Below are 21516 nucleotides of genomic sequence, written 5' to 3'. Positions count from 1 at the left end.
CTGCGAGGAACATGTCATGGCTGCAAGGAACTCCGAGGCACTCGATGTCCTCCTGCGGGTCGCCGCAGACCCACGAGTCTCGTGGCGCACGGTCGAACTCGCCGGCCGGGGAATCTCGGCGGATGCGGCGAGTGCCGGCTGGGTGATGTCCGAAGGGAAGCACGCGCTGAGCGGGGAGGACATGTCCGATCTCCTCATCGAGCAAGGCGATCTGGTTGACGCACTGGCCGAGTCCTGGCAGTCGTTCGAGACCGGGACGATTTCCGGCGCGGATTTCGAAACGGCTCTGGAGCGGGTTGTCCTGGGGTTCGAGGACTGGATGGCCCGCGCCACGCGGAAGTAGTACGACTCAGGCTGTGATGAGTCATGCAGGCGCCCGGCCGGGGTTTCCCGGCCGGGCGTTTTGCGCGCCCGTTCGTTGGCGGCGATGGATGCCGCGCCCGCCGGAGTGCGGCCGGAGGTCGGGACCGGGCGGCCCGACCGGGGGTGGCCGTCGGTTATTGTTGATCTTCAATGTGATCGGGGGTGGGTTCCATCAGTGGGAACGGCCGCGCGCTGAGCGCGCTCGGGGCGGATGAACCGCGGGAGGTCGCCGGGTACCGGCTGCTCGCCAGGATCGGCGAGGGCGGCATGGGGTCGGTGTACCTCTCACGTACCCGGGGGAACCGGCCGGTCGCGCTGAAGGTGATCCGCCGGGAGTTCGCGGGTGACGCGGAGTTCCTGCGCCGCTTCCAGCACGAGGTGCGTGCGGCGCAGCAGGTGCGGGGCTACCACCTGGTGCCGGTGCTGGACCACGACGCGAGCGGGGAGCAGCCGTGGCTGGCGACCGCGTACGTGCCGGGGCTGCCGCTGGACGAGGCGCTGGCGAGGTACGGCCCGCTGCCGGTGCCCGTGGCGCTGCAGTTGGTCGGGTGCGTGGCAAGCGGGCTGGCGTCCGTGCACGCGGCCGGGGTCGTCCACCGTGACCTCAAGCCCGCCAACATCCTGCTCGGAGCGAACGGCCCCTGGGTGATCGACTTCGGGATCGCGCGCGCCACCGAGGCCACCCAGCTCACCCGGAGCGGCGGCTTCATCGGCACCCCGCAGTTCATGTCGCCCGAGCACGGCACGGGGGCCGAGATCACGGCGGCCGCCGACGTCTTCTCGCTCGGCCTGATCGCCGCCGTCGCGGCCACCGGCCGGCACCCGTACGGCTCGGGCGGCGCGCTGACCGTGGCCACCCAGATCGCCAACACCGAGCTGCGCCCGCCGGATCTGACCGGGTATCCGGAGCAGTTGCGGCCGCTGCTGGAGCGTACGCTCACCGCCGACCCGACGGCCAGGGCGACGCCGACCGAGCTGGCGGAGCTGTGCGAGCGCGCGTCGGGCCTTTCCCTGAAGCCTGGTGACGGCTGGCTGCCGGCCCCGATCGCCGCGGCCGTCGCCGAGCGCGAGCGTGAGACGGAGCGGTTGCTGGCGGCGGGGCCCGCACCGGAGGCCGGGGCCGGCCCGAGTGCGGTCGGGTACGTGCCCACCCAGGTGTCGGGGCATCCAGGCGGTGACGTGCACGGCGCGCCCACCCGGACCGCACCCCCGTCCCCGGCGGCGACAACGGAGGCGGCCACGGCGGCCACGGCGGCCGGGCGGCCGCCGCGTCGACGGACGCCGCTGGCCGTCGCCCTCGTGGCGGCCCTGGCCGTGATCGCCGCCGGCACGGCCTGGGTCCTGTCCGGCGACGACAAGACCGGTACCACCGTGGCCACCGGCACGTCGGCGACGAACACACCCGCCCCTGCGGCCGGGGCCGCGACCCCGAGCAAGCAGCCTGCCGACGCCCCGCAGGCCACGGCGTCCGCCACCGCGTCCGCCACCGCGGCTCCCAAGCGCGGCTACGAGCCGATCTTCGTCGACCGCCCGCTGCTCGTCGGCCCGCCGGTGATCGGCGCGGCGATCACCGTCGATCTGGACACGCCCAAGGTCGTACCGAACGGGGATTTCAGCGACCACGAGGTCGACTTCTACTACATCCTCCAGTTGATGACCTTCCGCACCCCCATGGCCAAGAGCCCGGGGACGTCACCGGAGCAGTGCCGTCAGTCGGTGGACACCGCCCCACTGCCCGCGGAGCTCAGCAACACGGCGCTGATCGACCAGAAGGTTCTGAAGAAGGGCGACGTGCTCTGCACGGTCACCGACAAGGGGAACCTCGCAATGCTCAGGATCACCGACGTGAAGCCGACCGGGCAGCCGTTCGACCCTCCGGCGTACAGCTTCCTGCTCACTCTCTGGAAGCCCGCCGGCTAGGGACGTTCCGAAGACGGAACGCAGGGAGCACCGGTGCCCGTCTCCGCTGGTGGTGCATGATGTCCGTGATCATTTGGGGGGTGTCATGGCGCTGTTCTCACCGAAGTGCCCGGTCGGGCCGGACGAGCGGGCGTGGATAGAGGAGTCGATGGCCTGGCTGGCGGCCGAGTTCGGCCGTGGCGTGCTGGACCGCGCGCCGGTCCTGCCGACCGCCGAGTTCTTCCCGGGGCCGTACGAGGGCTCCGAGGAGGACATCCGGAGCGTCATCGCCCAGCTGTGCGGATACCTGGACGTGGCGCCCAACCGGCTGACGATCGAGATCGAGCCGGACGACGGCGAGGACGCCATGGTCGCGGACCTCAGGCTCGAACGGAAGTCCCGCTACGCCGCCGGGCACTACCGGCGCGTGAACGGGCGGCCGGTGATCGCCATCGACCAGCGCCAGGCCGCCCGTCCGGTCGCCCTGGTCGCCACCATCGCCCACGAGCTGGGGCACGTCCGCCTCCTCGACGAGCAGCGCATCTCCGCCGACCGGCGCGACCACGAACCGCTCACCGACCTGCTGACGGTCCACTTCGGACTCGGCATCTTCGCGGCCAACTCCGCCTTCAACTTCACTCAGAACAACCGGGGTTGGTCGTACACGCGGCTCGGCTACCTGAACGAGCGGATGTTCGGCTACGCACTGGCCTGCTACGCCCACCGGCGCGGCGAGACCAAGCCCAGCTGGGCCCGCCATCTGGCCACCAATCCGCGGGCCTACCTCAAACAGGGCCTTCGCTACCTGGGTCAGAACCCGCCGGGCAGCTGACGGAACGGGCGGGCGCCTGGTCAGAACCCGGTGAGGGTCGTCTTCCCGATGGCGGTACCGGATTCCTGGAGCCGGTGCGCCGCGCGGAGGTTGGCGGCGTTGACGGGCCCGAGATCCCGGGTGGCGGTGGTGCGCAGGACTCCGGCGTCCACCAGGTGCGCCACCCGGGTGAGGATGTGGTGCTGCATGGCCCGGTCGGCGGTCGCGAAGCGGGAGCGCGTGTACATCGACTCCCAGTGGAACGCGATGCTCTTCGCCTTGAGCAGGCCCATCGGCAGGGTGTCGACGTCGTCGATGGCGACGATCCGGCCGAAGGGGTTGAGCACCTCCGCGTAGACGGGGAGGTTGCGTTGCGTCCCGGTCGTGCTGAAGACGTGGTCGATGCCGCCGGGGGCGAGCTCGGCGAGCTGCGGGGCGAGGGGCTCGGTGTGGTCGACCACGTGGTCGGCGCCCATGCGGCGGGCGAAGGCGGCGGTCTGCGGGCGGGAGGCGGTGCCGATCACGGTGAGGCCGGTGAGGGCGCGGGCCAGCTGGGCGACCATCGCGCCGACGCCGCCCGCGGCGGCCGTCACCAGCAGCGTGCCGGTCTGCTCAGGGGTGCCGGTGCGCAGCCCGAGCCGGTCGAACAGGCCCTCCCAGGCGGTGAGCGAGGTCAGCGGCATCGCGGCCGCCTCGGTGAAGGAGAGCGAGGCGGGCTTGCGTCCGACCAGGCTCTCGTCGACGGCGTGGTAGCGGGAGTCGGCGCCGGGGCGGTCGATGGCGCCGGCGTAGTAGACCTCGTCCCCGACCCGGAAGAGCTCCACGTCGGCGCCGACGGCGACGACGGTGCCGGCCGCGTCCCAGCCCAGCACCTTGGGCGTGCCACCCGGGTCGGTGGTGCGCCGGACCTTGCAGTCGATCGGGTTGACGGCCACGGCCTCCACCTGCACCAGCAGGTCCCGCGGGCCGGGTTCGGGGATCGGGAGCTCGATGTCGACCAGGCTCTCGGGGTCGTCGATCGGCAGGCTCCTGCGGTAGGCGACGGCGGGCATCGTGGCCGTGTGGATCTCGTGGGTCATGGCTACCAGCCTAATCCACTAACCATTCTGACGCTCTGTAGCAGTTACGCGGCTCCGGCCCGGCCGGAAGCGCGGGTGCCCGGCCCGCTCGGGGTGAGCGGGCCGGGCGGGCGGACAGCCCCGCCGTGGGCGTTACGCCGCCCGCGCGGCTCGCGGTGACGCCGCGTCAGATCTGCTCCGGGCCGGATCGCGGATCCGTCGGGCGCTCTTGCGGGCGCGGCCCGGTGTAGCTGCCGCGGGCCCGCATCCGCAGCGGCTCCTCGCGGTACTCCTCCACGGCGTGGGCCAGCCACCCCGGGGTGCGGGCCACTGCGAAGACCACCTCGCCGGCCTCGGCCGGCAGTCCGGCGGCCAGGGCCATGGCGGCCAGGGCCAGGTCGATGTTGGCCCGCAGGGCCGCTCGCCCGGCCGGGCCTGCCGCCGTTTCGACCTCGGCGACCGCCGTCACCACGGCCGCGCCGCCGTCGAGCCGCCCGACCGTGTCGAGCAGTGCGACGGCCCGGGGGTCGCCCTCCGGGTAGAGCCGGTGGCCGAGGCCGGGGATCGCCCGGCCGGTGCGCAGGTAGTCGGAGACCACCGGTACGGCGCCGTCGGCCAGCACCTCCGCGAGCATCCGGTGCGCCAGCGGGCTGGCCGCGCCGTGCAGCGGGCCGTCGGTGGCGCCGAGCCCGGCGGAGACCACCGCGTACGGATGGGCCCGCGCCGAGGCCGCGACCCGGGCCGCCACCGTGGAGACCGCCAGCTCGTGGTCGATGAGCAGCACCAGGGCGCGGTCCAGGCAGGCCAGTGCCTCGGGCGTGGGCGCGGTGGTGGCGAGCCGGCTCCACAGCCGCGCCGCGAGTGTGGCCTCGGGCCCGGGGTCGGGTGCGGTGCGGGGCAGGGCCTCGACCATTCCGGCGATCAGTGCCGCCCCGGCCGCCAGTACGGTCTGTTCGCGCAGGTCGAAGCGGAGCGGGTCGAGCGCGGCGGCGACGGTGGCGGAGATCCGCAGTCGGTCGGGCAGCCGGATCCCTTCGGGCAGTGCGGCGGCGGCCCGGGTGAGGGCTTCGGCGGTGGCGGGCGGCACCCGCAGCGCGACGGGGGCGTCGGTGCCCAGCCCCCAGAGCCAAGCGACCGCGGCCTCGAAGCCGTGCTCGGCGGCGAGCCGGACGGCGTCCCGGCCGCGGTAGTAGAGCCGGCCGTTCTCGATCAGGGTCAGCTCGGTCCGCACCGTGACCGGTCCGCCGGGCCATGGTTCGGCGGCCGACGGTTCGCCGGCCGGTGGGCGCAGCGGGGCGCGGCGGCCGCGGGCGGCCAGTTCGGCCACCTCGCGGGCGTCGAAGGTGCTGCCCTTGCCGCCCGGGGCCCGCTCGCTGCTGAGCTGGCCGCGGCTGGCGTAGGCGTACACCGTCTCCACCTTGACCCCGAGCTGCTCGGCGACCTGCTGGGTGGTCAAGCGTTCGGCCATGGTCTGCCCTCGTCCTCGTGCCGCGTCTTGATGGTGATCGACAGTATTCCACATTGATTTCAATCAACATTGACAACATGGATCAATGATCGGAGAGTACAGAACGTCAACGGGAACAAGAACCCCTCAGGAGGACTGCCGCCATGCCGAACACCACCGAGATCGAGGTTCCGCGCGGCCTCAAGGGCGTCGTGGTCACCGAGACCGAACTCAGCGACGTCCGCGGGCTGGAGGGCTTCTACCACTACCGCCAGTACTCGGCGATCGACCTCGCCGAACAGCGCACCCTGGAGGACGTCTGGCACCTGATGCTGCTCGGCGAGCTCCCCGACCCGGCCCGCCGCGCCGCCTTCCTGGCCCGTACCGCACCGCTGCGCCGACTGCCCGACGCGCTGCGCCCGCTGCTGCCCGCCCTCGCGGCGAGCACTGCGCACGGCGGCCCGCTCGCCGCCCTGGGCGCCGCGCTCTCGATCGCCGCCGCCGACCGTGGCATCCGGCCGCTCTACGACACCGCGCCCGAACAGCGCGTCGAGGACGCCCTGTTCGCCACCGCGCTGGTGCCCACCATCCTCACCGCGCTGCACCGGCTGCAGAACGGCGAGCAGCCGATAGAGCCGCGCGAGGACCTCGGCTACGCCGCCAACTACCTCTACATGCTGACCGGCGAGGAGCCCGAGCCGGCCAAGGCCCGGGCGATCGAGCAGTACCTGATCTCCACCGTCGACCACGGCTTCAACGCCTCCACCTTCACCGCCCGGGTGATCGCCTCCACCGGGGCCGACCTGGTGGCCTGCCTGGTCGGCGGACTCGGCGCGCTCTCCGGACCGCTGCACGGCGGCGCGCCCAGCCGGGCGCTGGACACCCTGGACGCGATCGGCACCCCGGAGCGGATCGACGGCTGGATCCGCGAGCACGTGCTGGCGGGCGACCGGATCATGGGCTTCGGTCACGCCGTCTACCGCACCGAGGACCCGCGCTCCCGGATGCTGCGCGGGGTCGCGCGGTCCTTCGGCGGCGAGCTGGTCGACCTCGCCGTCCAGGTCGAGGCCAAGGTCGAGGCGATCCTGGCGGAGCTGAAGCCGGGGCGCGAACTCCACACCAACGTGGAGTTCTACGCGGGCGTGGTGATGCACCTGTGCGGCCTGCCCCGGGAGATGTTCACCCCCACCTTCGCCGCGGGCCGGGCGATCGGCTGGAGCGCCAACATCCTGGAACAGGCCGCCGACTCCAAGATCATCCGCCCGTCGGCCCGCTACACCGGCCCATCGGCCCCGGCGCCGCTGCCGATGCCCTGAGCAACCCGCCCGCGCGGCACGCACGGTGGCCAGCTGAAGAGCCGCGACTGACCGGGCGTCCGCATGCAGCGGGTGCCCGAGAAGTCGGGTGGGCCGACTTCTCGGGCGCTGGCCCGCTACCGGCTTGCTCTAGATCAGGTCGCTGATGACCGGGTGGTCCGGGGACCAGGGGCAGGTGAAGATGCGCAGGGTCTCCCGTCGGCCGAGGGCGACGTCGGTCGGTTCCTGGTGCCGTCGCCGATCGCCCGGGCCCCCGTCGGGGGAGTCGACGGGCGCCCAGCTCTCCGTGCCGCCGCCCCATTCGGTGCTGGCGATCGCGGCCAGGAAGTGCATTGCGCTGCCGCAGGTGCCGCACCGGACCGGGCCGTGGTAGCCCTGGTAGTTCCAGGGTTCATGGCCCCCGAGTTTCCAGCCCGGGGCGGTCGAGAGGTCCCAGGAGTAGCGGGGCTCCCACTCGTCGGGGTAGTCGGGGTCGGGGAAGGTCGCCATCTCCCACTCCTCGACCCCGGCTTCGAACTCCTCACCCAGGGCGCCCGGGTGCGGGTACTCGGTCACCGGTTCGGGCCGCAGCAGGCACGGGGTGGGCAGGTAGCCGGGCGCGCCGATGGCGAGTGGCTCCGGCGGGGTGAGGTGACGCTCTCCGAGGTCGCCGCTGCGGCGGTGGCGGACCTGGACCCACGGGCCGGCGATGCCGTTGTAGGGCGCGGTCGGGCTGTCGTAGGAGTGCTGGAACGGGCACCACAGGATCTGGAGGATGTCCGTGCCCGCCGGGAACCCGTCGTACCAGGGCACGTCACGCGCGTACACCTGCAGCACCGGCAGTAGGGGCCATGACGTGTCCGCGGGTATCCCGGCCGCGCCATCGTACGGAGGGCGTTCGCAGGGAGTCAGCGGACCCGGCGCGCGGTGGTGACGCCCCGGCCGCCGGCCAGCGAGATCCGAGTGCGTCGCCATTGGCAAAATTGGTCCAGACCTAATTGGTCCAGACCTATTGACCGGCTCCGCCTCCCCTCCTACGATCCGGTCCGGCACAGCCCCACATGTCCCCACCTCACCCACAGCCGGGCGCGGCACGCCCCCACGCGCCGGTCATCCCCATGGCGCCCGGCGGGAAGGGAGCACAGCATGTTCCGTCGGAGGTCGCGTACCCCGGGCGCGTCGTCGGGTGGTTTCCACCGCTGTCCGGATCCGGGCCGCCCCGAGCAGGGGGCGAGCGTCCTGATGCGCTCCCTCGCCGGGGTGAGCGCCGCCGCCGTCATCGGTGCCGGCATCGCCGCGGTCGGCTCCGTCACCGCCGGGGCCGCCACCACCAACCTGGTGGTCAACCCCGGCTTCGAGAACGGACTCTCCGGCTGGACCTGCTCCAGCGGCGCCGGAGCGGTCGTCGGCAGCCCGGTCCACTCCGACGTCGCCGCGCTCCAGGCCACGCCGAGCGGCCAGGACACCGCCCAGTGCAGCCAGACCGTCAGCGTGCAGCCCAACTCCCAGTACACGCTGAGCGCCTACGTCCAGGGCAGCTATGTCTACCTGGGCGCCACCGGTACCGGGGCCGGCAGCGACCCGTCCACCTGGACGGCGAGCAACTCCTCGTACGGGCAGCTCAGCGTCGGCTTCACCACCGGCCCCGCCACCACCTCGGTGACCGTCTACCTGCACGGCTGGTACGGGCAGCCCGCGTACTACGCGGACGACGTGTCGCTCACCGGCCCAAGCGGCAGCAGCTCCACTCTGCCGACCACTCCGCCCACCACCACGCCGACCACGCCCCCGCCCACCACCCCGCCGGGTGGTGACACCTGCCCCACCAAGCCCAAGCCGTCCGGCAAGGTCCTCCAGGGCTACTGGGAGAACTGGGACGGCGCCGCGAACGGCGTCCACCCGGGCATGGGCTGGGTCCCCATCACGGACAGTCGGATCGCCGCGCACGGCTACAACGTCATCAACGCGGCCTTCCCGGTGATCCTCTCGGACGGCACCGTCCAGTGGCAGGACGGCATGGACACCAACGTCAAGGTGTCGACCCCCGCCGAGATGTGCCAGGCCAAGGCCGCCGGCGCGACGATCCTGATGTCGATCGGCGGCGCCGCCGCGGGCATCGACCTGAGCTCCAGCACCGTCGCCGACAGGTTCGTGGCGACCGTCGTCCCGATCCTCAAGAAGTACAACTTCGACGGGATCGACATCGACATCGAGACCGGCCTGTCCGGGAGCGGCAGCATCAACTCGCTGTCCGCCTCCCAGGCCAACCTGATCCGCATCATCGACGGCGTGCTGGCCCAGATGCCCGCGGGCTTCGGTCTGACCATGGCCCCCGAGACCGCGTACGTCACCGGCGGGAGCGTCACCTACGGCTCGATCTGGGGTGCCTACCTGCCGATCATCAAGAAGTACGTCGACAACGGGCAGCTGTGGTGGCTGAACATGCAGTACTACAACGGCAGCATGTACGGCTGCTCCGGCGACTCGTACCAGGCCGGCACCGTGCAGGGCTTCACCGCGCAGACCACCTGCCTGAACAACGGCCTGACTATCCAGGGCACCACCATCACCGTGCCCTACGACAAGCAGGTGCCCGGCCTGCCGGCTCAACCCGGCGCGGGCGGCGGCTACCTGGACCCGGGACCGGTCGGCCAGTCGTGGAGCGCCTTCGGCGGTGCGCTGAAGGGACTGATGACCTGGTCGCTCAACTGGGACGGCTCGAAGGGCTGGACCTTCGGCGACAACGTCAAGTCCCTGCAAGGTCGTTGAGCCCGCCGGGCGCGGATGCCGTGCAGGCGGCCCGCGCCCGTGCCCTCCTATTCGCGGACGCCCGCGGTCTCGATCGCGCGGTGGCGGGTCTCCCGGCCGGTCGCGCCGGAGGCGGTGGCCATGGTGACGAGGGCGCAGAGGGCGACGGTCGCCAGGATCTGCGGCCAGGGGACCACCGTCGGTGCGCCTGCCACCAGCCGGTCCAGGGAGGCGTGTTGGGTCAGCGCGGCGAGTCCGGTCGCGAGGGCGGCGAGGACGGTGCCGACGACCATCGCCACGGCGGACTCGGCCGCGGCCACCTTCACGATCTGGCCGCGCACCGCGCCGGCCAGACCGAGCAGGGCGAACTCCCGTCGCCGGCCTGCCATCGCCATGACCAGGGTGTTGGCGACCGCGATCAGCGAGTACGCCAGGGCGATCCCCAGGATGACCACCGCGGCGCTGTCCGTCTGCTCGGCGGCGTGGGCGCGTTGGCCCTCCAGGTAGGCGTCGTAGGTCAGCACGTGCGCGCCGGAGCCGTCCAGGGCCCTGGTCACCGCGGCCGTCTGGTCGGCGTCGAGCGGCCGGCCCGGCGCCGTCCGGGAGTCGAGGTAGACCCGGGTGGGCATCAGCGCGCCGGTCAGCGCCGCGGACAGGTAGGTGTCGTCGCCGTTCAGGCCGCGGGCGACCACCGCCGCGATGACGGTGGGGACCCGGGCGCCGGTCGGCAGCAGGGCGACCACCCGGTCCCCGGCCGAGAGACCGTCGGACTGCGCCGCGTGCTCGTCGATGACCAGGAAGTTCTCCGGCGGGGAGACGAGCGAGCCGGAGACCACCGGCGGTGTGACGGTGCCGCCCAGCGCCGCCGCGGGCACCGCGTTGGTGGTCAGCGAGTCGATCTGCTCGCCGGCCGCGGTGCCGATCCGGATGTTCATCGTGGTGACCGGCGTGACCGCGACCCCGGGTACCGCCGCCAGCCGCTGCATCGTCCGGGCGTCGATCCCCGGGCCGCCGGGGACGACCACGCCCGCCGCGTGCACCTCCAGCCGCTGACGGGCGAGCACCGAGGCGTCACCGGACTCCTGCATCGTCAGCAGGGTGCCGACCAGCCCGACCGCCACCACGATCGGCGCCACCGTGGCGGCCGTGCGCCGCCGGGAGGTGAGGATGTTCTCCCGCACCAGCAGAGGGCCCGCCTTGGCCGAGCCGCGCAGCGGGCGGGTCAGCAGCCGGGTGACCGGCCGCAGCAGGATCGGCGCCAGCAGGGCGACCGCGCCGACGTAGAGGAGCGGGACGGCCTCGTACTTGCGGGCGCTGGCCGCCAGGTACGGCTCGGTCCGGGCGATGACGACCCCCGCGACGACCGCGCCGATCAGCATCCCGGCGCCCAGCAGCCAGCGGACCGGCGTCATCCCGCGGCGCTCCACCGCGCTCTCCCGCAGCACCTCCACCGGCCGGATCAGCGAGACCCGGACCAGGGTGGCGGCCGAGCCGGCCAGCGCCGCGGCCACGCCGACGACGAAGGCGACCAGCAGCGGCAGCGGGTTGAGCGGGATGCCGAACCAGGCGGGGGCCACGTGGTGCCGGAGCATCCAGGAGTGCAGCGGCAGGGTGCCCAGCGGGGCGAGCAGGCAGCCGACGACCGCGGCCGCCAGGCCGATCAGCAGCGCCTCGCCGAGCACCATCCGCCGCACCTGCCCGGGGGCCGCGCCCACCAGCCGCAGCAGCGCCAGTTCGCGGCGGCGCTGCTCGGTCGCGAAGGCGAAGGTCGCGATGACGACGAACACCGCCACGCCCACCGCGAGCCCGGTCGTACTGCCCGCCATCGCCTGGGCGTTGGCCAGGGCCTGGGCGCCGCCGGTGGAGTCGGGGTCGATCCGGGTGAGGTCCTGGCCGGTGAGGACGGCGGCCCGGCCGGCCACGAGGGCGGCCAGCTCTCCCGGATTCCGGTCCGTGACCAGGGCGTTGACGCCGGGGGAGAGGCGCTGCGCCTCGGTATCGCTGAAGAACACCGCGTCCTCGAACCAGCGCGCGTCGGTCACCCCCACCACCCGGTAGCGGGCGGCGCCGTCGGCGGTGACGGCCTCGGCCTGGCGCCCGATCAGCGAGCGGTCACCACCGCCGACGGCGATCTCGTCCGCGGCCTGCGGTGCCCGTCCGGCGGTCAGGCGGTAGCCGGCGAAGGCGGCCGAGGACCAGGGGTGGCCGGTCGTCCCCGGGGATCCGGGGCTCAGCCGGACCGGGAAGCTGCGGTCGGCAGTGGCGTTCCCGGCCGCGGTCACCTTCGACACGACCTCGGACGGCAGCACCGCCGGGGCCTTCATCGGGCTCCCCTCGAAGCCCAGCGGCGCGACCACCACCCGGGCCGCCCCGAACCGCTGCGGCCCCGGGTGCGGCGTGCCGAAGGTGGCCGCCAGGGTCAGCGCCATCATGCCGACCATCGTGGTGCCGAGCGCGAGGGCGAGGAAGGCGCCCAGGAAGCCGGTCAGGCGGTGGCGCAGGGTGGCGACGGCGATCCTCAGCACGGCGCCGTCCTGTTCGCTCCGGGCTCCAGCGCGGCCATCCGCAGCGCCACGGTCTCGGCCGTCGGCCCGACCAGCTCGCCGGTGACCCTGCCGTCGGCGAGGAACACCACCCGCTGCGCGTAGGAGGCCGCCATCGGGTCGTGGGTCACCATGATCACCGTCTGCCCGTGCTGCTCGACGATCCCGCGCAGCAGTGCCAGGACCTCCCGGGCGGTGGTCGAGTCCAGAGCGCCGGTCGGCTCGTCCGCGAACAGCACCGTGGGCCCGGTGGCCAGTGCCCGCGCGAGGGCGACCCGCTGCTGCTGCCCGCCGGAGAGCTCGGCGGGCCGGTGCTCGCCGCGCTCGGCGAGGCCGACCTCGGCCAGCCCCCGGTCGATCGCCGCCGGGTCGAGGGGCCGCCCGGCCAGCCGCAGCGGCAGCTCGACGTTCTGGCGGGCCGTCAGCGCCGGGATCAGGTTGAAGGACTGGAAGACGAAGCCCATCTGCTCGCGGCGCAGCTCGGTCAGCGCGCGCTCGGACAGCCCGTGCAGCGGCGCGCCGTCGAGCAGGATCTCGCCCGCGTCGATCCGGTCCAGCCCGGCCGCGCACTGCAGCAGCGTCGACTTGCCCGAACCCGAGGGGCCCATGATGGCGGTGAAGGTGCCCGCGGCGAAGGCGGCATCGATCCCGTCGAGCGCCCGCACCCGGTGCTCGCCGCGGCGGTATGTCTTGCGCACACCGGTCAGGCGGACGACGTCGCCCCGCCCGCCCCCGCTCGCCGTGCCGATGGAGGCCGGGCGCGGAGCCCGTGCCGGTAGAGCCTTGTTGCGGAACACGCGCACGCCTTTTCGCTGGGGGAGTCGGTCGGGGGACGCCGGTCGGACGCTGGTCGGGGACGTTCGTCACCCGCCGCACCGAAGTTAGGGCCCGGCACCCGGTCGGCGCCTCCGGAGCCGACCCTGAGCTTGACCCTGATGGACCCCTGAGGCGATTCGGGGAAGAGCGGTCAATCGTGTTGCGGGACAGCCGTTTCCCGGTCCGGAAAGGCGGCCAGAGGGCTGGGCGAATCCCCTGAGGTTTACCGATCTCTCAAGGAACGGATTTCTCCCTAGGGTTCCCAGCGACCCGACCGGGACGACCGAGCCGTACGTCCCGTCCGACACCGAGCAGAAGGGCCCAATGGAGTTGACGAGCGACGACCGCCCACCCCGCCCGGACCCGGCCTCCGGCGCCGTCCGGCTCGAAGGGCTGGCGAAGACCTTCGACGGCCAGGTCCGCGCGGTCGACGGTGTCGACCTGGAGATCGGCGAGGGCGAGTTCTTCGCGATGCTCGGGCCGTCCGGCTCCGGGAAGACCACGGTGCTGCGCATGATCGCGGGCTTCGAGCGGCCGACCGCCGGCCGGATCCTGCTGGGCGGAGCCGATGTCACCGGCCTCCCGCCCTTCGACCGGGACGTCAACACGGTGTTCCAGGACTACGCGCTGTTCCCGCACATGACGATCGAACAGAACGTCGGCTACGGCCTGATGGTCCGCCGGGTGCCGAAGGCCGAACGGGCGGAGCGGGTGCGTGCGGCGCTCGCCATGGTCCGCCTGGAGGGCTTCGAGCGGCGCCGACCGGCGCAGCTCTCCGGCGGCCAGCGCCAGCGGGTGGCGCTGGCCCGGGCACTGGTGAACCGGCCGAAGGTGCTGCTGCTCGACGAGCCGCTCGGCGCGCTCGACCTGAAGCTGCGGCACGAGATGCAGGCGGAGCTCAAGCGGATCCAGCGCGAGGTCGGGATCACCTTCGTGTTCGTCACCCACGACCAGGATGAGGCCCTGACGATGAGCGACCGGGTGGCGGTGTTCAACGCGGGCCGGATCGAGCAGGTCGGCTCGCCCGCCGAGGTGTACGAGCACCCGGCCACCGCCTTCGTCGCCGGTTTCGTCGGCACCTCCAACCTGCTGGACGGCGCGGCGGCCGAGCAGGTCGTGGGCGAGGCCGGGCTGTTCAGCGTCCGGCCGGAGAAGATCCGGATAGCGCACCCGGACGATCCCGCCGGGCCGGACGAGCTGTCGGCCACCGGGCGGGTCGCCGAGGTCGTCTACGCGGGCGGCCACACCCGGTTCCTGGTGGACCTGGAGGCCGGCGGGCGACTGACCGCCGTCCGGCAGAACCTCGACGAGGACTCGGCCGACGTCCTGCGCCATCGCGGTACGGACGTCGTACTGGCCTGGCAGCGCAAGCACACCGTCCGCGTCGGCTCGTAGCCCGAAAACCCTCTCCCCGAAGATCGGAACACCTCGCATGCGCATCTCCCGGATCGCCCGCACCGCGGCCGCCGCCACCGCCGCCGTCCTGCTCGCCGCAGGGTGCGGCAGCGGCGGCACGGCCGGAACGACCAGCGGCCACGGCGGCCTGAACCCGCCGAAACTACCGATGCTCCAGTCCCTGGGCCCCGGCGAGGGCCAGGTGAACCTGGTCGCGTGGGCCGGCTACGCCGAGGACGGCTCGGACGACAAGACCGTCGACTGGGTCCACCCCTTCGAGCAGCAGACCGGCTGCAAGGTCAACACGAAGATCGCCGGCACCTCGGACGAGATGGTCTCGCTGATGAAGACCGGCCAGTACGACGCCGTCTCGGCCTCCGGCGACGCGACCCTGCGGCTGATCTCGGCCGGCGACGTCGCCCCTGTCAACACCGCCCTGGTCCAGAACTACGCCGACGTCTTCGACGGCCTGAAGAACCAGCCGTGGAACTCGGTGAACGGCCAGATGTACGGCATCCCGCACGGCCGCGGCGCCAACCTGCTGATGTACCGCACCGACAAGGTCACCCCGGCACCGGACTCCTGGAGCGTGGTCTTCGACGGCGCCTCGCCCTACAGCGGCCACGTCACCGCCTACGACTCCCCGATCTACATCGCCGACGCCGCGCTGTACCTGATGAAGACCAGGCCGGAGCTGGGCATCAAGAACCCGTACGCCCTGGACCAGTCCCAACTCAAGGCCGCAGTCGACCTGTTGAAGACCCAGCACAAGGCGATCGGCGAGTACTGGAGCGACTTCCAGAAGTCGGAGAACTCCTTCAAGACCGGCGACACCGTGGTCGGCACCACCTGGCAGGTGATCGCCAACATGGCGCAGGCCGACCACGCGCCGGTCAAGGCGGTGCTGCCGAAGGAGGGCGCCACCGGCTGGTCGGACACCTGGATGGTGTCGGCGAAGGCCGCGCACCCCAACTGCGCCTACCAGTGGATGAACTGGATCGTCTCACCGACCGCCAACGCCCAGGTCGCCCAGTGGTTCGGCGAGGCCCCGGCCAACGCCAAGGCCTGCGACCAGACCTCGGACAAGAACTTCTGCGACACCTTCCACGCCGCCGACGAGGCCTACTGGAAGGACGTCCACTACTGGACCACCCCGGTCAAGAGCTGCCTGGACGGCCGTACGGTGGCTTGCACCGACTACGCCGCCTGGACGGCGGCCTGGACCGAGATCAAGGGCTGATGCCGACCGACACCGCCGCCGCCCCGCCGCTTCGGCGGGGCGGCGTACGGCGGGCGGCCTCCGTGCTGCACCGGCACGCCGGACTGAGGCTGGCGCTGCTGCTGTCGGCGCCGATGGCCTGGCTGGTGCTCGCCTACCTGGGCTCGCTCGCCGTCCTGCTGCTGTCGGCCTTCTGGGCGGTCGACGACTTCACCTACGACGTCGAACGGGTCTGGAACACCGCCAACTTCACCACCGTCCTCACCGAGCCGGTCTACCGGGCGATCGCCCTGCGCACCCTGGGCATCGCCGTCGCGGTCACGGTGATCGACGCCGTGGTGGCGTTCCCGATGGCCTTCTACATGGCCAGGGTCGCCCGGCCGCGCACCCGCAGGCTGCTGGTGGTCGCGGTGCTGACCCCGCTGTGGGCCAGCTACCTGGTGAAGGCCTACGCCTGGCGGGTCATCTTCAGCCAGGGCGGCGTACTCGACTGGCTGGCCGGCCCGTTGGGGCTCTCCAGCCCCGGGTACGGCACGACGGCGGTGATCGTGGTGCTCGCCTACCTGTGGCTGCCCTACATGATCCTGCCGGTCTACGCGGGGCTGGAGAACCTGCCGGCCAGTCTGCTCGACGCCTCGGCCGACCTGGGCGCCTCCGCCGGCCGGACCTTCCGCTCGGTGGTCCTCCCGCAGGTCCTGCCCTCGGTGTTCGCCGGGTCGGTGTTCACCTTCTCGCTCAGCCTGGGCGACTACATCACCGTGCGGATCGTCGGCGGGAAGACCCAGGTGCTGGGCACCGCGATCGCCGACAACGTGACGCTCAACCTGCCGCTGGCCGCCGCGCTGTCCTGCGTACCGGTGGTGATGATCGTCGGCTACCTGCTCGCCGTGCGCCGCACCGGCGCCCTGGAGTCCCTGTAGGGCGTGTCTTGCGGGTCCTTGCCTGATCCGACAAAACCCACAAGACACGCCCAGGAGGCACCGTGATCCTCTCCCGCCGCACCCGGATCGCGCTGCGCGCCGCCATGATCGCGGGCCTCGCCGTGGTCTACCTGCCGCTGCTGCTGGTCCTGCTCAACTCGCTGAACCGGGACCGCTCCTTCGCCTGGCCGCCGACCGGGCTGACCACCGAGTGGTGGGTACGGGCCTGGCAGTCCGAGGGCGCCCGCAGCGCCGTCGTCACCTCGCTGCGGGCCGGGGCGGGGGCCACCCTGGTGGCCCTGGTGCTGGGCACCATGACCGCCTTCGCCGTCCAGCGCTACCGCTTCTTCGGGCGGCAGACGGTGTCGTTCCTGGTGATCCTGCCGATCGCGCTGCCCGGCATCGTCACCGGCATCGCGCTGAACGCCGCGTTCCGGACCGTACTCGGCCCGGCGGGCATCGGGTTCGGCCTGCTCACCGTGGTCATCGGGCACGCCACCTTCTGCATCGTGGTGGTCTTCAACAACGTCGTCGCCAGGCTGCGCCGGATGTCCCCCTCGGCCGAGGAGGCCTCGGCCGACCTCGGCGCCCACACCTTCCAGACCTTCCGGTACGTCACCTTCCCGGCCGTCCGGTCGGCGCTGCTGGCGGGCGGTCTGCTGGCCTTCGCGCTGTCCTTCGACGAGATCGTGGTGACCACCTTCACGGCCGGTCCCGGCGTCCAGACCCTCCCGGTCTGGATCTACGCCAACCTGGCGCGGCCCAACCAGGCCCCGGTGGTCAACGTGGTGGCCGCGGTGCTGGTGCTGCTCTCGGTCGTCCCGGTGTACCTGGCCCAGCGGCTGTCCGCGGACAGCCCCGGCGGGCGGCTGTAGTAGCGGGCGGCTGTAGCGGAGGGCTGCGGCAGGCCGGCGGAACAGGGCCCGCATGCGCCGGGCCTGGTCGGCGCGGAGCAGGCCGAAGAGCTCGTCGGCGCCAACGGCCGTCCACCGCCCGGGTCGTGGTCGAACCGACCGGTTTCCACCCATGAAGAAATGTTGAAACTGCGACGTTTCACTGAATGCGGAAACAGTCTTCTGACCGGTATTCAGTGAATGCCGGGGCCTTCCGAGGGGCTCTGGATCAGGCGCTTCACCTGCCCGGATGCCGTTCTTAATGTTTCCTTACCCTTGACCGTTGACCTGCGTTCGTCAACTCTGCTTTCCTTCAGCCCAGCAGGCAGCCCCCACCGAAAGACAGTCAATTCCGGTTGTCCGGAAGAAACGACCGGATTTGGCTTCGGTCGGAATCCGCCGTCTGCTCCTTCCCCACAAAGGGATCGTTCGCGGCCCCCCAGCCGAACGGGCGATCGGTACGAGAGAGGCACCCCTCACCTCATGGGTCACTCCCGCAGAATGCGGCGCGCGAAGTACGCAGCGCTCACCGGCATGGCGTCCCTCGCCCTCGCCGCCGCCGGCCTGGCCGGCGCGGCCGGCCCGGCCGCCGCGCAGGACATCTCCAGCTCCTCGGGCAGCAGCATCGGCAACGAGTTCAACCCCTGGAGCCCGCAGAACGGCCACCCGTACCGCCACGGCGCGGTCCCGGGCAAGCAGCAGCAGGAGAAGTACAAGAAGTGGCTCGCCGCCAAGAACCAGGCGGCGGCCACCGGCCAGGAGACGCTGTCCTACGGCGGCGGCGTCGACGGCATCGGCGTGCAGAGCGGCCACTCCAAGGTCTACCTGGTCTTCTACGGCACCCAGTGGGGCACCCAGAGCACCGACGCCAACGGGAACGCGAAGTTCTCCGGTGACTCGGCCGGCGCCGCCGGTGCCACCCAGCAGATGTTCAAGGGCATCGGCACCAACGGGGAGACCTGGTCGGCCGACCTGACCCAGTGGTGTGATGGCCCCAACGTCGCCTCCGGCGCGGTCAGCTGCCCGTCCAACGCCAACTTCATCCCGTACCAGAGCGGCGGCGTCCTGTCCGGCGTCTGGTACGACAACGGGGCCGCCTCGCCCGCCCAGGCCTCCGGCAACCAGCTGGCCCAGGAGGCCGTCAAGGCCGCCGGCCACTTCGGCAACACCACGGCCGCCGCGAACCGCGACGCGTACTACATCATCATGTCGCCGCACGGCACCAACCCGGACGACTACCAGAACCCCACCACCGGGTACTGCGCCTGGCACGACTGGAACGGCGACACCACCCTCAACGGCGGCGCGGCCAGCTCGCCCTACGGCGACATCGCCTTCTCCAACCAGCCGTACAACATCGACCAGGGCAGCACCTGCGGCGTCGGCTTCGTCAACTCGCCCGGCACGCTGGACGGTTACACGATGACCCTCGGCCACGAGTGGCACGAGATGATGTCCGACCAGAACCCGGCGGGCGGCTGGACCAACCACGTGGCCGGCAGCTCGTACCTCAACCAGGAGAACTCCGACGAGTGCGCCTGGATCCAGCCGGGCTCGCCCGGTGGCGCCGCGAACATCTCCTTCGGCTCCTACGGCACCTTCGCCGAGCAGGCCAGCTGGTCGAACGACACCAACTCCTGCGCGATCTCGCACGCCATCCTGACCCACGGCAACACGGTCACCGTCACCAACCCGGGCAACCAGTCCGGCACCGTCGGCACCGCGGCCAGCCTGCAGATCCACGCCAGTGACTCGGCCTCCGGCCAGACCCTGAGCTACTCGGCCACCGGCCTGCCCGCCGGCCTGTCGATCAACTCCTCGACCGGTCTGATCTCCGGCACGCCGACCGCCGCCGGCACCTCCAGCGTGACGGTCACCGCGACCGACTCCACCGGCGCCGCGGGCAACACCACCTTCACCTGGAACGAGTCGTCCACCTCGGGCGGCGGCAACGCCGTCACCAACGGGGGCTTCGAGAACGGCAACGCGACCGGCTGGACCACCACCGGCGGCGCCTCCGTCCTCGGTGCGGCCGCCCACAGCGGCAGCTACGGCCTGCAGCTCGGCTCGACCAGCCCGAGCACCGACTCCTCCGCCGCCCAGACCTTCACCGCGCCGACCGGCTCCAGCACGCTGTCCTTCTGGTACAGCAACACCTGCCCGGACACCGTGACCTACGACTGGGCCACCGCGACCCTGAAGGACAACACCACCGGCACGACCAAGACGGTCCTCGCCAAGACCTGCTCCTCCGCCGCGACCTGGACCAACCAGAGCGCGACCGTCACCCCCGGTCACTCGTACACGCTCACCCTGAGCAACCACGATGACGACTACGCGGGTGACCCGACCTACACCTACTACGACGACGTGACCGTCTCCTGACGATCGCCTCGCCTTGACGCACCGGGGTGGGCCTCGCGCCCACCCCGGTGTGTTTCTTCGATTTCGGGGGGATCCGATCCGGCCTCCGGTGCGTCCAACCGGTACCGCTTTCACCCCTGCACTAAGGAACCACCGTGAATCTGAGAAGACCTGCCGCCCTCGCCCTGACCTGCGCCGCCGCCCTGCTGGCCCTGGCCGGCTGCGGCTCGAAGGGGGCCTCGACGGCCGCGTCCGCCCCGGTGCCCACCACCACGGCCGTGACCACCCCGGCCGCCGTGACCGCCGACGAACACGCCAACCACACCACCCTGAAGGTCGCCGTCGGCGCGACCGTCTCGGTCCAGCTCCACGGCACGTACTGGTCCGCCGCCACCAGCTCAGCCACCGACGTCCTCGCCCCGGCGGGCGCCCCGACCACCGCGCCGTCCCCCTCCTGCCGCCCGGGTGGCGGCTGCGGCACCGTCACCACCTCCTTCGCCGCCAGGACGGCGGGCACGGCGCACCTCACCGCCTCCCGCACCTCCTGCGGCGAGGCCGTCAACTGCTCGCCGGACCAGCGCAGTTACGACGTCACGATCGAGGTCACGGGCTGAGAGCAACCCGCGGTGCTCCGGACTGTGAGCCGGAACACGCTTGAGCCCGCCCCTGGGACAGGGTGGAGGTTCGTCGCAGCAGCCGGACGCCGATCCGGGCCCGACGGACTCCAGGAGCGCCATGTCCACCACCCTGTCCTGGAGCCACTCCAACACCGAGATGCACGCCGGAGGCCCGGGTCGGCTACGGCCTCGGGGTGTTCGACGCCCAACGGCGGCTCGGCGCCGAGGTGTTCTGCGGCGGGTAGGCCGATCCGGCGCCGTCGGCGGCACGGCCGGGCGGCTCCCGGCCGTGGAGCGGGTGGCCGCCTGGCCAGAACTTGCGAGAGGCTGAGCGGATGATGAGCGGAGTCACGATCGGCCAGGCGGCGGCATTCCTCGGCGTCTCGGTGAAGACGGTGCGGCACTACCACGAGCACGGTTTGGTCGACGAACCACGGCGCGACGGCTCCGGCTACCGGCGGTACGGCTCGGACGAGCTGCTGCGGCTGGTGCAGGTCCGGACCCTGGCCACCGCCGGGGTGCCGCTCGCCGAGATCGGGCCCCTGCTCGACGCCGACGCCGAGCAGTTCGCCGCCGCCCTCGCCGACGTCGAGCGGCGGCTGGCCGAACGGATCGCAGAGCTGGCCGCGCGCCGCGACACGCTGCACCGGCTCGCCGAGGGCGACCGGGCCCTGTTGCCCGACCGCGCCTGCGCGATCCTCGACCGGATGCCCGTCCTCGGCTTCGACCCGGACTACGTCGCCGCGCAGCGCGAGGCGCTGGTGCTGGCCCGGGTGCTGGTGCCGGACGGCTTCGACGGCTTCCTGAGCCAGCTGGAACACCAGCTCGACGACCCCGAGTTCATCGCCCTGGCCAAGCGCGGCTGGGAGGCCGAGAACTGGGATCCGGACGACCCGAGGATCGAGGAACTCGCCACCGCCATGGCCGACCGCTACCTCGCCAACCCCGGGCTGCTGGGGGATCCCGGCAGCCTGGAGGCCTGGAGCAGGGCCGCCACCCAGTACCGGCTGATCGACCGGCACCGGGAGGAGCAGGCGCCGGTCTCGGCCCGGCTGACCGCGCTGACCGAGGCCCGCCTCCGCTCCTCCGGTGTGCCGGGCCCACGCCTGCCACGCCGCTGAACCGGAG

17 protein-coding genes are annotated in these 21516 nt (G+C 72.2%); 12 read left to right on the top strand and 5 right to left on the bottom strand.

Annotated elements, in window-relative coordinates:
• Positions 1 to 16: 16 nt before the first annotated feature.
• The 3 genes from ACIG5E_RS19025 to ACIG5E_RS19015 all read left to right on the top strand — a co-directional run bounded on the left by ACIG5E_RS19025 (position 17) and on the right by ACIG5E_RS19015 (position 3094).
• A complete protein-coding gene (locus ACIG5E_RS19025) occupies positions 17 to 343 on the top strand; it encodes a hypothetical protein (protein ID WP_396534639.1) in 327 nt (108 codons plus the stop codon).
• Positions 344 to 525: 182 nt separating this feature from the next.
• Positions 526 to 2283 (top strand): serine/threonine-protein kinase, encoded by a 1758-nt coding sequence (locus ACIG5E_RS19020; protein ID WP_396534637.1) that lies wholly within the window; start codon positions 526 to 528, stop codon positions 2281 to 2283.
• A gap of 85 nt (positions 2284 to 2368) precedes the next feature.
• The gene (locus ACIG5E_RS19015; RefSeq protein ID WP_396534635.1) at positions 2369 to 3094 is read left to right on the top strand and encodes a hypothetical protein; all 726 of its coding nucleotides are present in this window, start codon (positions 2369 to 2371) and stop codon (positions 3092 to 3094) included.
• Positions 3095 to 3114: 20 nt separating this feature from the next.
• Here ACIG5E_RS19015 and ACIG5E_RS19010 read toward each other — a convergent pair whose 3' ends face one another.
• Together ACIG5E_RS19010 and ACIG5E_RS19005 are read right to left on the bottom strand one after the other, a co-directional pair.
• On the bottom strand, positions 3115 to 4125 hold the full coding sequence (locus ACIG5E_RS19010; RefSeq protein WP_396534674.1) for a zinc-binding alcohol dehydrogenase family protein: 1011 nt from the start codon (positions 4123 to 4125) through the stop codon (positions 3115 to 3117).
• 193 nt (positions 4126 to 4318) lie between these two features.
• Positions 4319 to 5599, bottom strand: coding sequence for a citrate synthase (locus ACIG5E_RS19005; RefSeq protein ID WP_396534633.1), 1281 nt, complete (start codon positions 5597 to 5599; stop codon positions 4319 to 4321).
• 143 nt (positions 5600 to 5742) lie between these two features.
• On the opposite strand from ACIG5E_RS19005, the gene ACIG5E_RS19000 reads away from it, so the two are divergent.
• Positions 5743 to 6894, top strand: a complete 1152-nt coding sequence (locus tag ACIG5E_RS19000; protein WP_396534631.1) for a citrate synthase/methylcitrate synthase — start codon at positions 5743 to 5745, stop codon at positions 6892 to 6894.
• A 129-nt stretch (positions 6895 to 7023) separates the two neighbouring features.
• Here the strand turns inward: ACIG5E_RS19000 and ACIG5E_RS18995 are convergent, their stop codons facing one another.
• Positions 7024 to 7710: a hypothetical protein gene (locus ACIG5E_RS18995; protein WP_396534629.1), complete on the bottom strand. Its 687-nt coding sequence runs from the start codon at positions 7708 to 7710 to the stop codon at positions 7024 to 7026.
• Between the two features lie 309 nt (positions 7711 to 8019).
• On the opposite strand from ACIG5E_RS18995, the gene ACIG5E_RS18990 reads away from it, so the two are divergent.
• Positions 8020 to 9642 carry a carbohydrate binding domain-containing protein gene (locus ACIG5E_RS18990; RefSeq protein WP_396534627.1) on the top strand — a complete coding sequence of 541 codons (1623 nt, stop codon included), beginning with the start codon at positions 8020 to 8022 and terminating at the stop codon, positions 9640 to 9642.
• A gap of 47 nt (positions 9643 to 9689) precedes the next feature.
• Here the strand turns inward: ACIG5E_RS18990 and ACIG5E_RS18985 are convergent, their stop codons facing one another.
• Both ACIG5E_RS18985 and ACIG5E_RS18980 read right to left on the bottom strand, forming a co-directional pair.
• Entirely contained in the window at positions 9690 to 12146 is a 2457-nt protein-coding gene (locus ACIG5E_RS18985) for an FtsX-like permease family protein (protein WP_396534625.1), read from the bottom strand.
• Positions 12140 to 12862, bottom strand: coding sequence for an ABC transporter ATP-binding protein (locus ACIG5E_RS18980; RefSeq protein WP_396534623.1), 723 nt, complete (start codon positions 12860 to 12862; stop codon positions 12140 to 12142). Before ACIG5E_RS18980 ends, ACIG5E_RS18985 begins: the two co-directional genes overlap by 7 nt.
• A gap of 442 nt (positions 12863 to 13304) precedes the next feature.
• On the opposite strand from ACIG5E_RS18980, the gene ACIG5E_RS18975 reads away from it, so the two are divergent.
• From ACIG5E_RS18975 to ACIG5E_RS18945, 7 genes are all read left to right on the top strand, one after another.
• A complete protein-coding gene (locus ACIG5E_RS18975) occupies positions 13305 to 14375 on the top strand; it encodes an ABC transporter ATP-binding protein (protein WP_396534621.1) in 1071 nt (356 codons plus the stop codon).
• 37 nt (positions 14376 to 14412) lie between these two features.
• Entirely contained in the window at positions 14413 to 15615 is a 1203-nt protein-coding gene (locus ACIG5E_RS18970; protein WP_396534619.1) for an ABC transporter substrate-binding protein, read from the top strand.
• Positions 15615 to 16514, top strand: a complete 900-nt coding sequence (locus ACIG5E_RS18965) for an ABC transporter permease (protein ID WP_396534617.1) — start codon at positions 15615 to 15617, stop codon at positions 16512 to 16514. The genes ACIG5E_RS18970 and ACIG5E_RS18965 overlap by 1 nt, the downstream gene beginning before the upstream one ends.
• Before the next feature lie 62 nt (positions 16515 to 16576).
• The gene (locus ACIG5E_RS18960; RefSeq protein ID WP_396534615.1) at positions 16577 to 17389 is read left to right on the top strand and encodes an ABC transporter permease; all 813 of its coding nucleotides are present in this window, start codon (positions 16577 to 16579) and stop codon (positions 17387 to 17389) included.
• 519 nt (positions 17390 to 17908) lie between these two features.
• A complete protein-coding gene (locus tag ACIG5E_RS18955) occupies positions 17909 to 19792 on the top strand; it encodes a putative Ig domain-containing protein (RefSeq protein WP_396534613.1) in 1884 nt (627 codons plus the stop codon).
• Between the two features lie 134 nt (positions 19793 to 19926).
• Positions 19927 to 20385, top strand: a complete 459-nt coding sequence (locus tag ACIG5E_RS18950) for a hypothetical protein (protein WP_396534611.1) — start codon at positions 19927 to 19929, stop codon at positions 20383 to 20385.
• Between the two features lie 338 nt (positions 20386 to 20723).
• Positions 20724 to 21509: a MerR family transcriptional regulator gene (locus tag ACIG5E_RS18945; RefSeq protein ID WP_396534609.1), complete on the top strand. Its 786-nt coding sequence runs from the start codon at positions 20724 to 20726 to the stop codon at positions 21507 to 21509.
• Positions 21510 to 21516 lie beyond the last annotated feature (7 nt).

The sequence above is a fragment of the Kitasatospora sp. NPDC053057 genome (assembly GCF_044546945.1).
In the GTDB taxonomy this organism is placed as follows: Bacteria; Actinomycetota; Actinomycetes; order Streptomycetales; family Streptomycetaceae; genus Kitasatospora.
Note: the sequence above shows the minus strand (reverse complement) of the source record. Positions and strands in the feature narration are given on the sequence as shown.

Excerpts from the sequence above, each read along its gene's own strand:
- ACIG5E_RS19000 (WP_396534631.1), top strand. The coding sequence starts at position 5,743 with ATGCCGAACACCACCGAGATCGAGGTTCCGCGCGGCCTCAAGGGCGTC.
- ACIG5E_RS19010 (WP_396534674.1), bottom strand. The coding sequence starts at position 4,125 with ATGCCCGCCGTCGCCTACCGCAGGAGCCTGCCGATCGACGACCCCGAG.
- ACIG5E_RS18970 (WP_396534619.1), top strand. The coding sequence starts at position 14,413 with ATGCGCATCTCCCGGATCGCCCGCACCGCGGCCGCCGCCACCGCCGCC.
- ACIG5E_RS19015 (WP_396534635.1), top strand. The coding sequence starts at position 2,369 with ATGGCGCTGTTCTCACCGAAGTGCCCGGTCGGGCCGGACGAGCGGGCG.
- ACIG5E_RS18945 (WP_396534609.1), top strand. The coding sequence starts at position 20,724 with ATGATGAGCGGAGTCACGATCGGCCAGGCGGCGGCATTCCTCGGCGTC.
- ACIG5E_RS18965 (WP_396534617.1), top strand. The coding sequence starts at position 15,615 with ATGCCGACCGACACCGCCGCCGCCCCGCCGCTTCGGCGGGGCGGCGTA.
- ACIG5E_RS18990 (WP_396534627.1), top strand. The coding sequence starts at position 8,020 with ATGTTCCGTCGGAGGTCGCGTACCCCGGGCGCGTCGTCGGGTGGTTTC.
- ACIG5E_RS18955 (WP_396534613.1), top strand. The coding sequence starts at position 17,909 with ATGCGGCGCGCGAAGTACGCAGCGCTCACCGGCATGGCGTCCCTCGCC.
- ACIG5E_RS19025 (WP_396534639.1), top strand. The coding sequence starts at position 17 with ATGGCTGCAAGGAACTCCGAGGCACTCGATGTCCTCCTGCGGGTCGCC.
- ACIG5E_RS19005 (WP_396534633.1), bottom strand. The coding sequence starts at position 5,599 with ATGGCCGAACGCTTGACCACCCAGCAGGTCGCCGAGCAGCTCGGGGTC.
- ACIG5E_RS18975 (WP_396534621.1), top strand. The coding sequence starts at position 13,305 with ATGGAGTTGACGAGCGACGACCGCCCACCCCGCCCGGACCCGGCCTCC.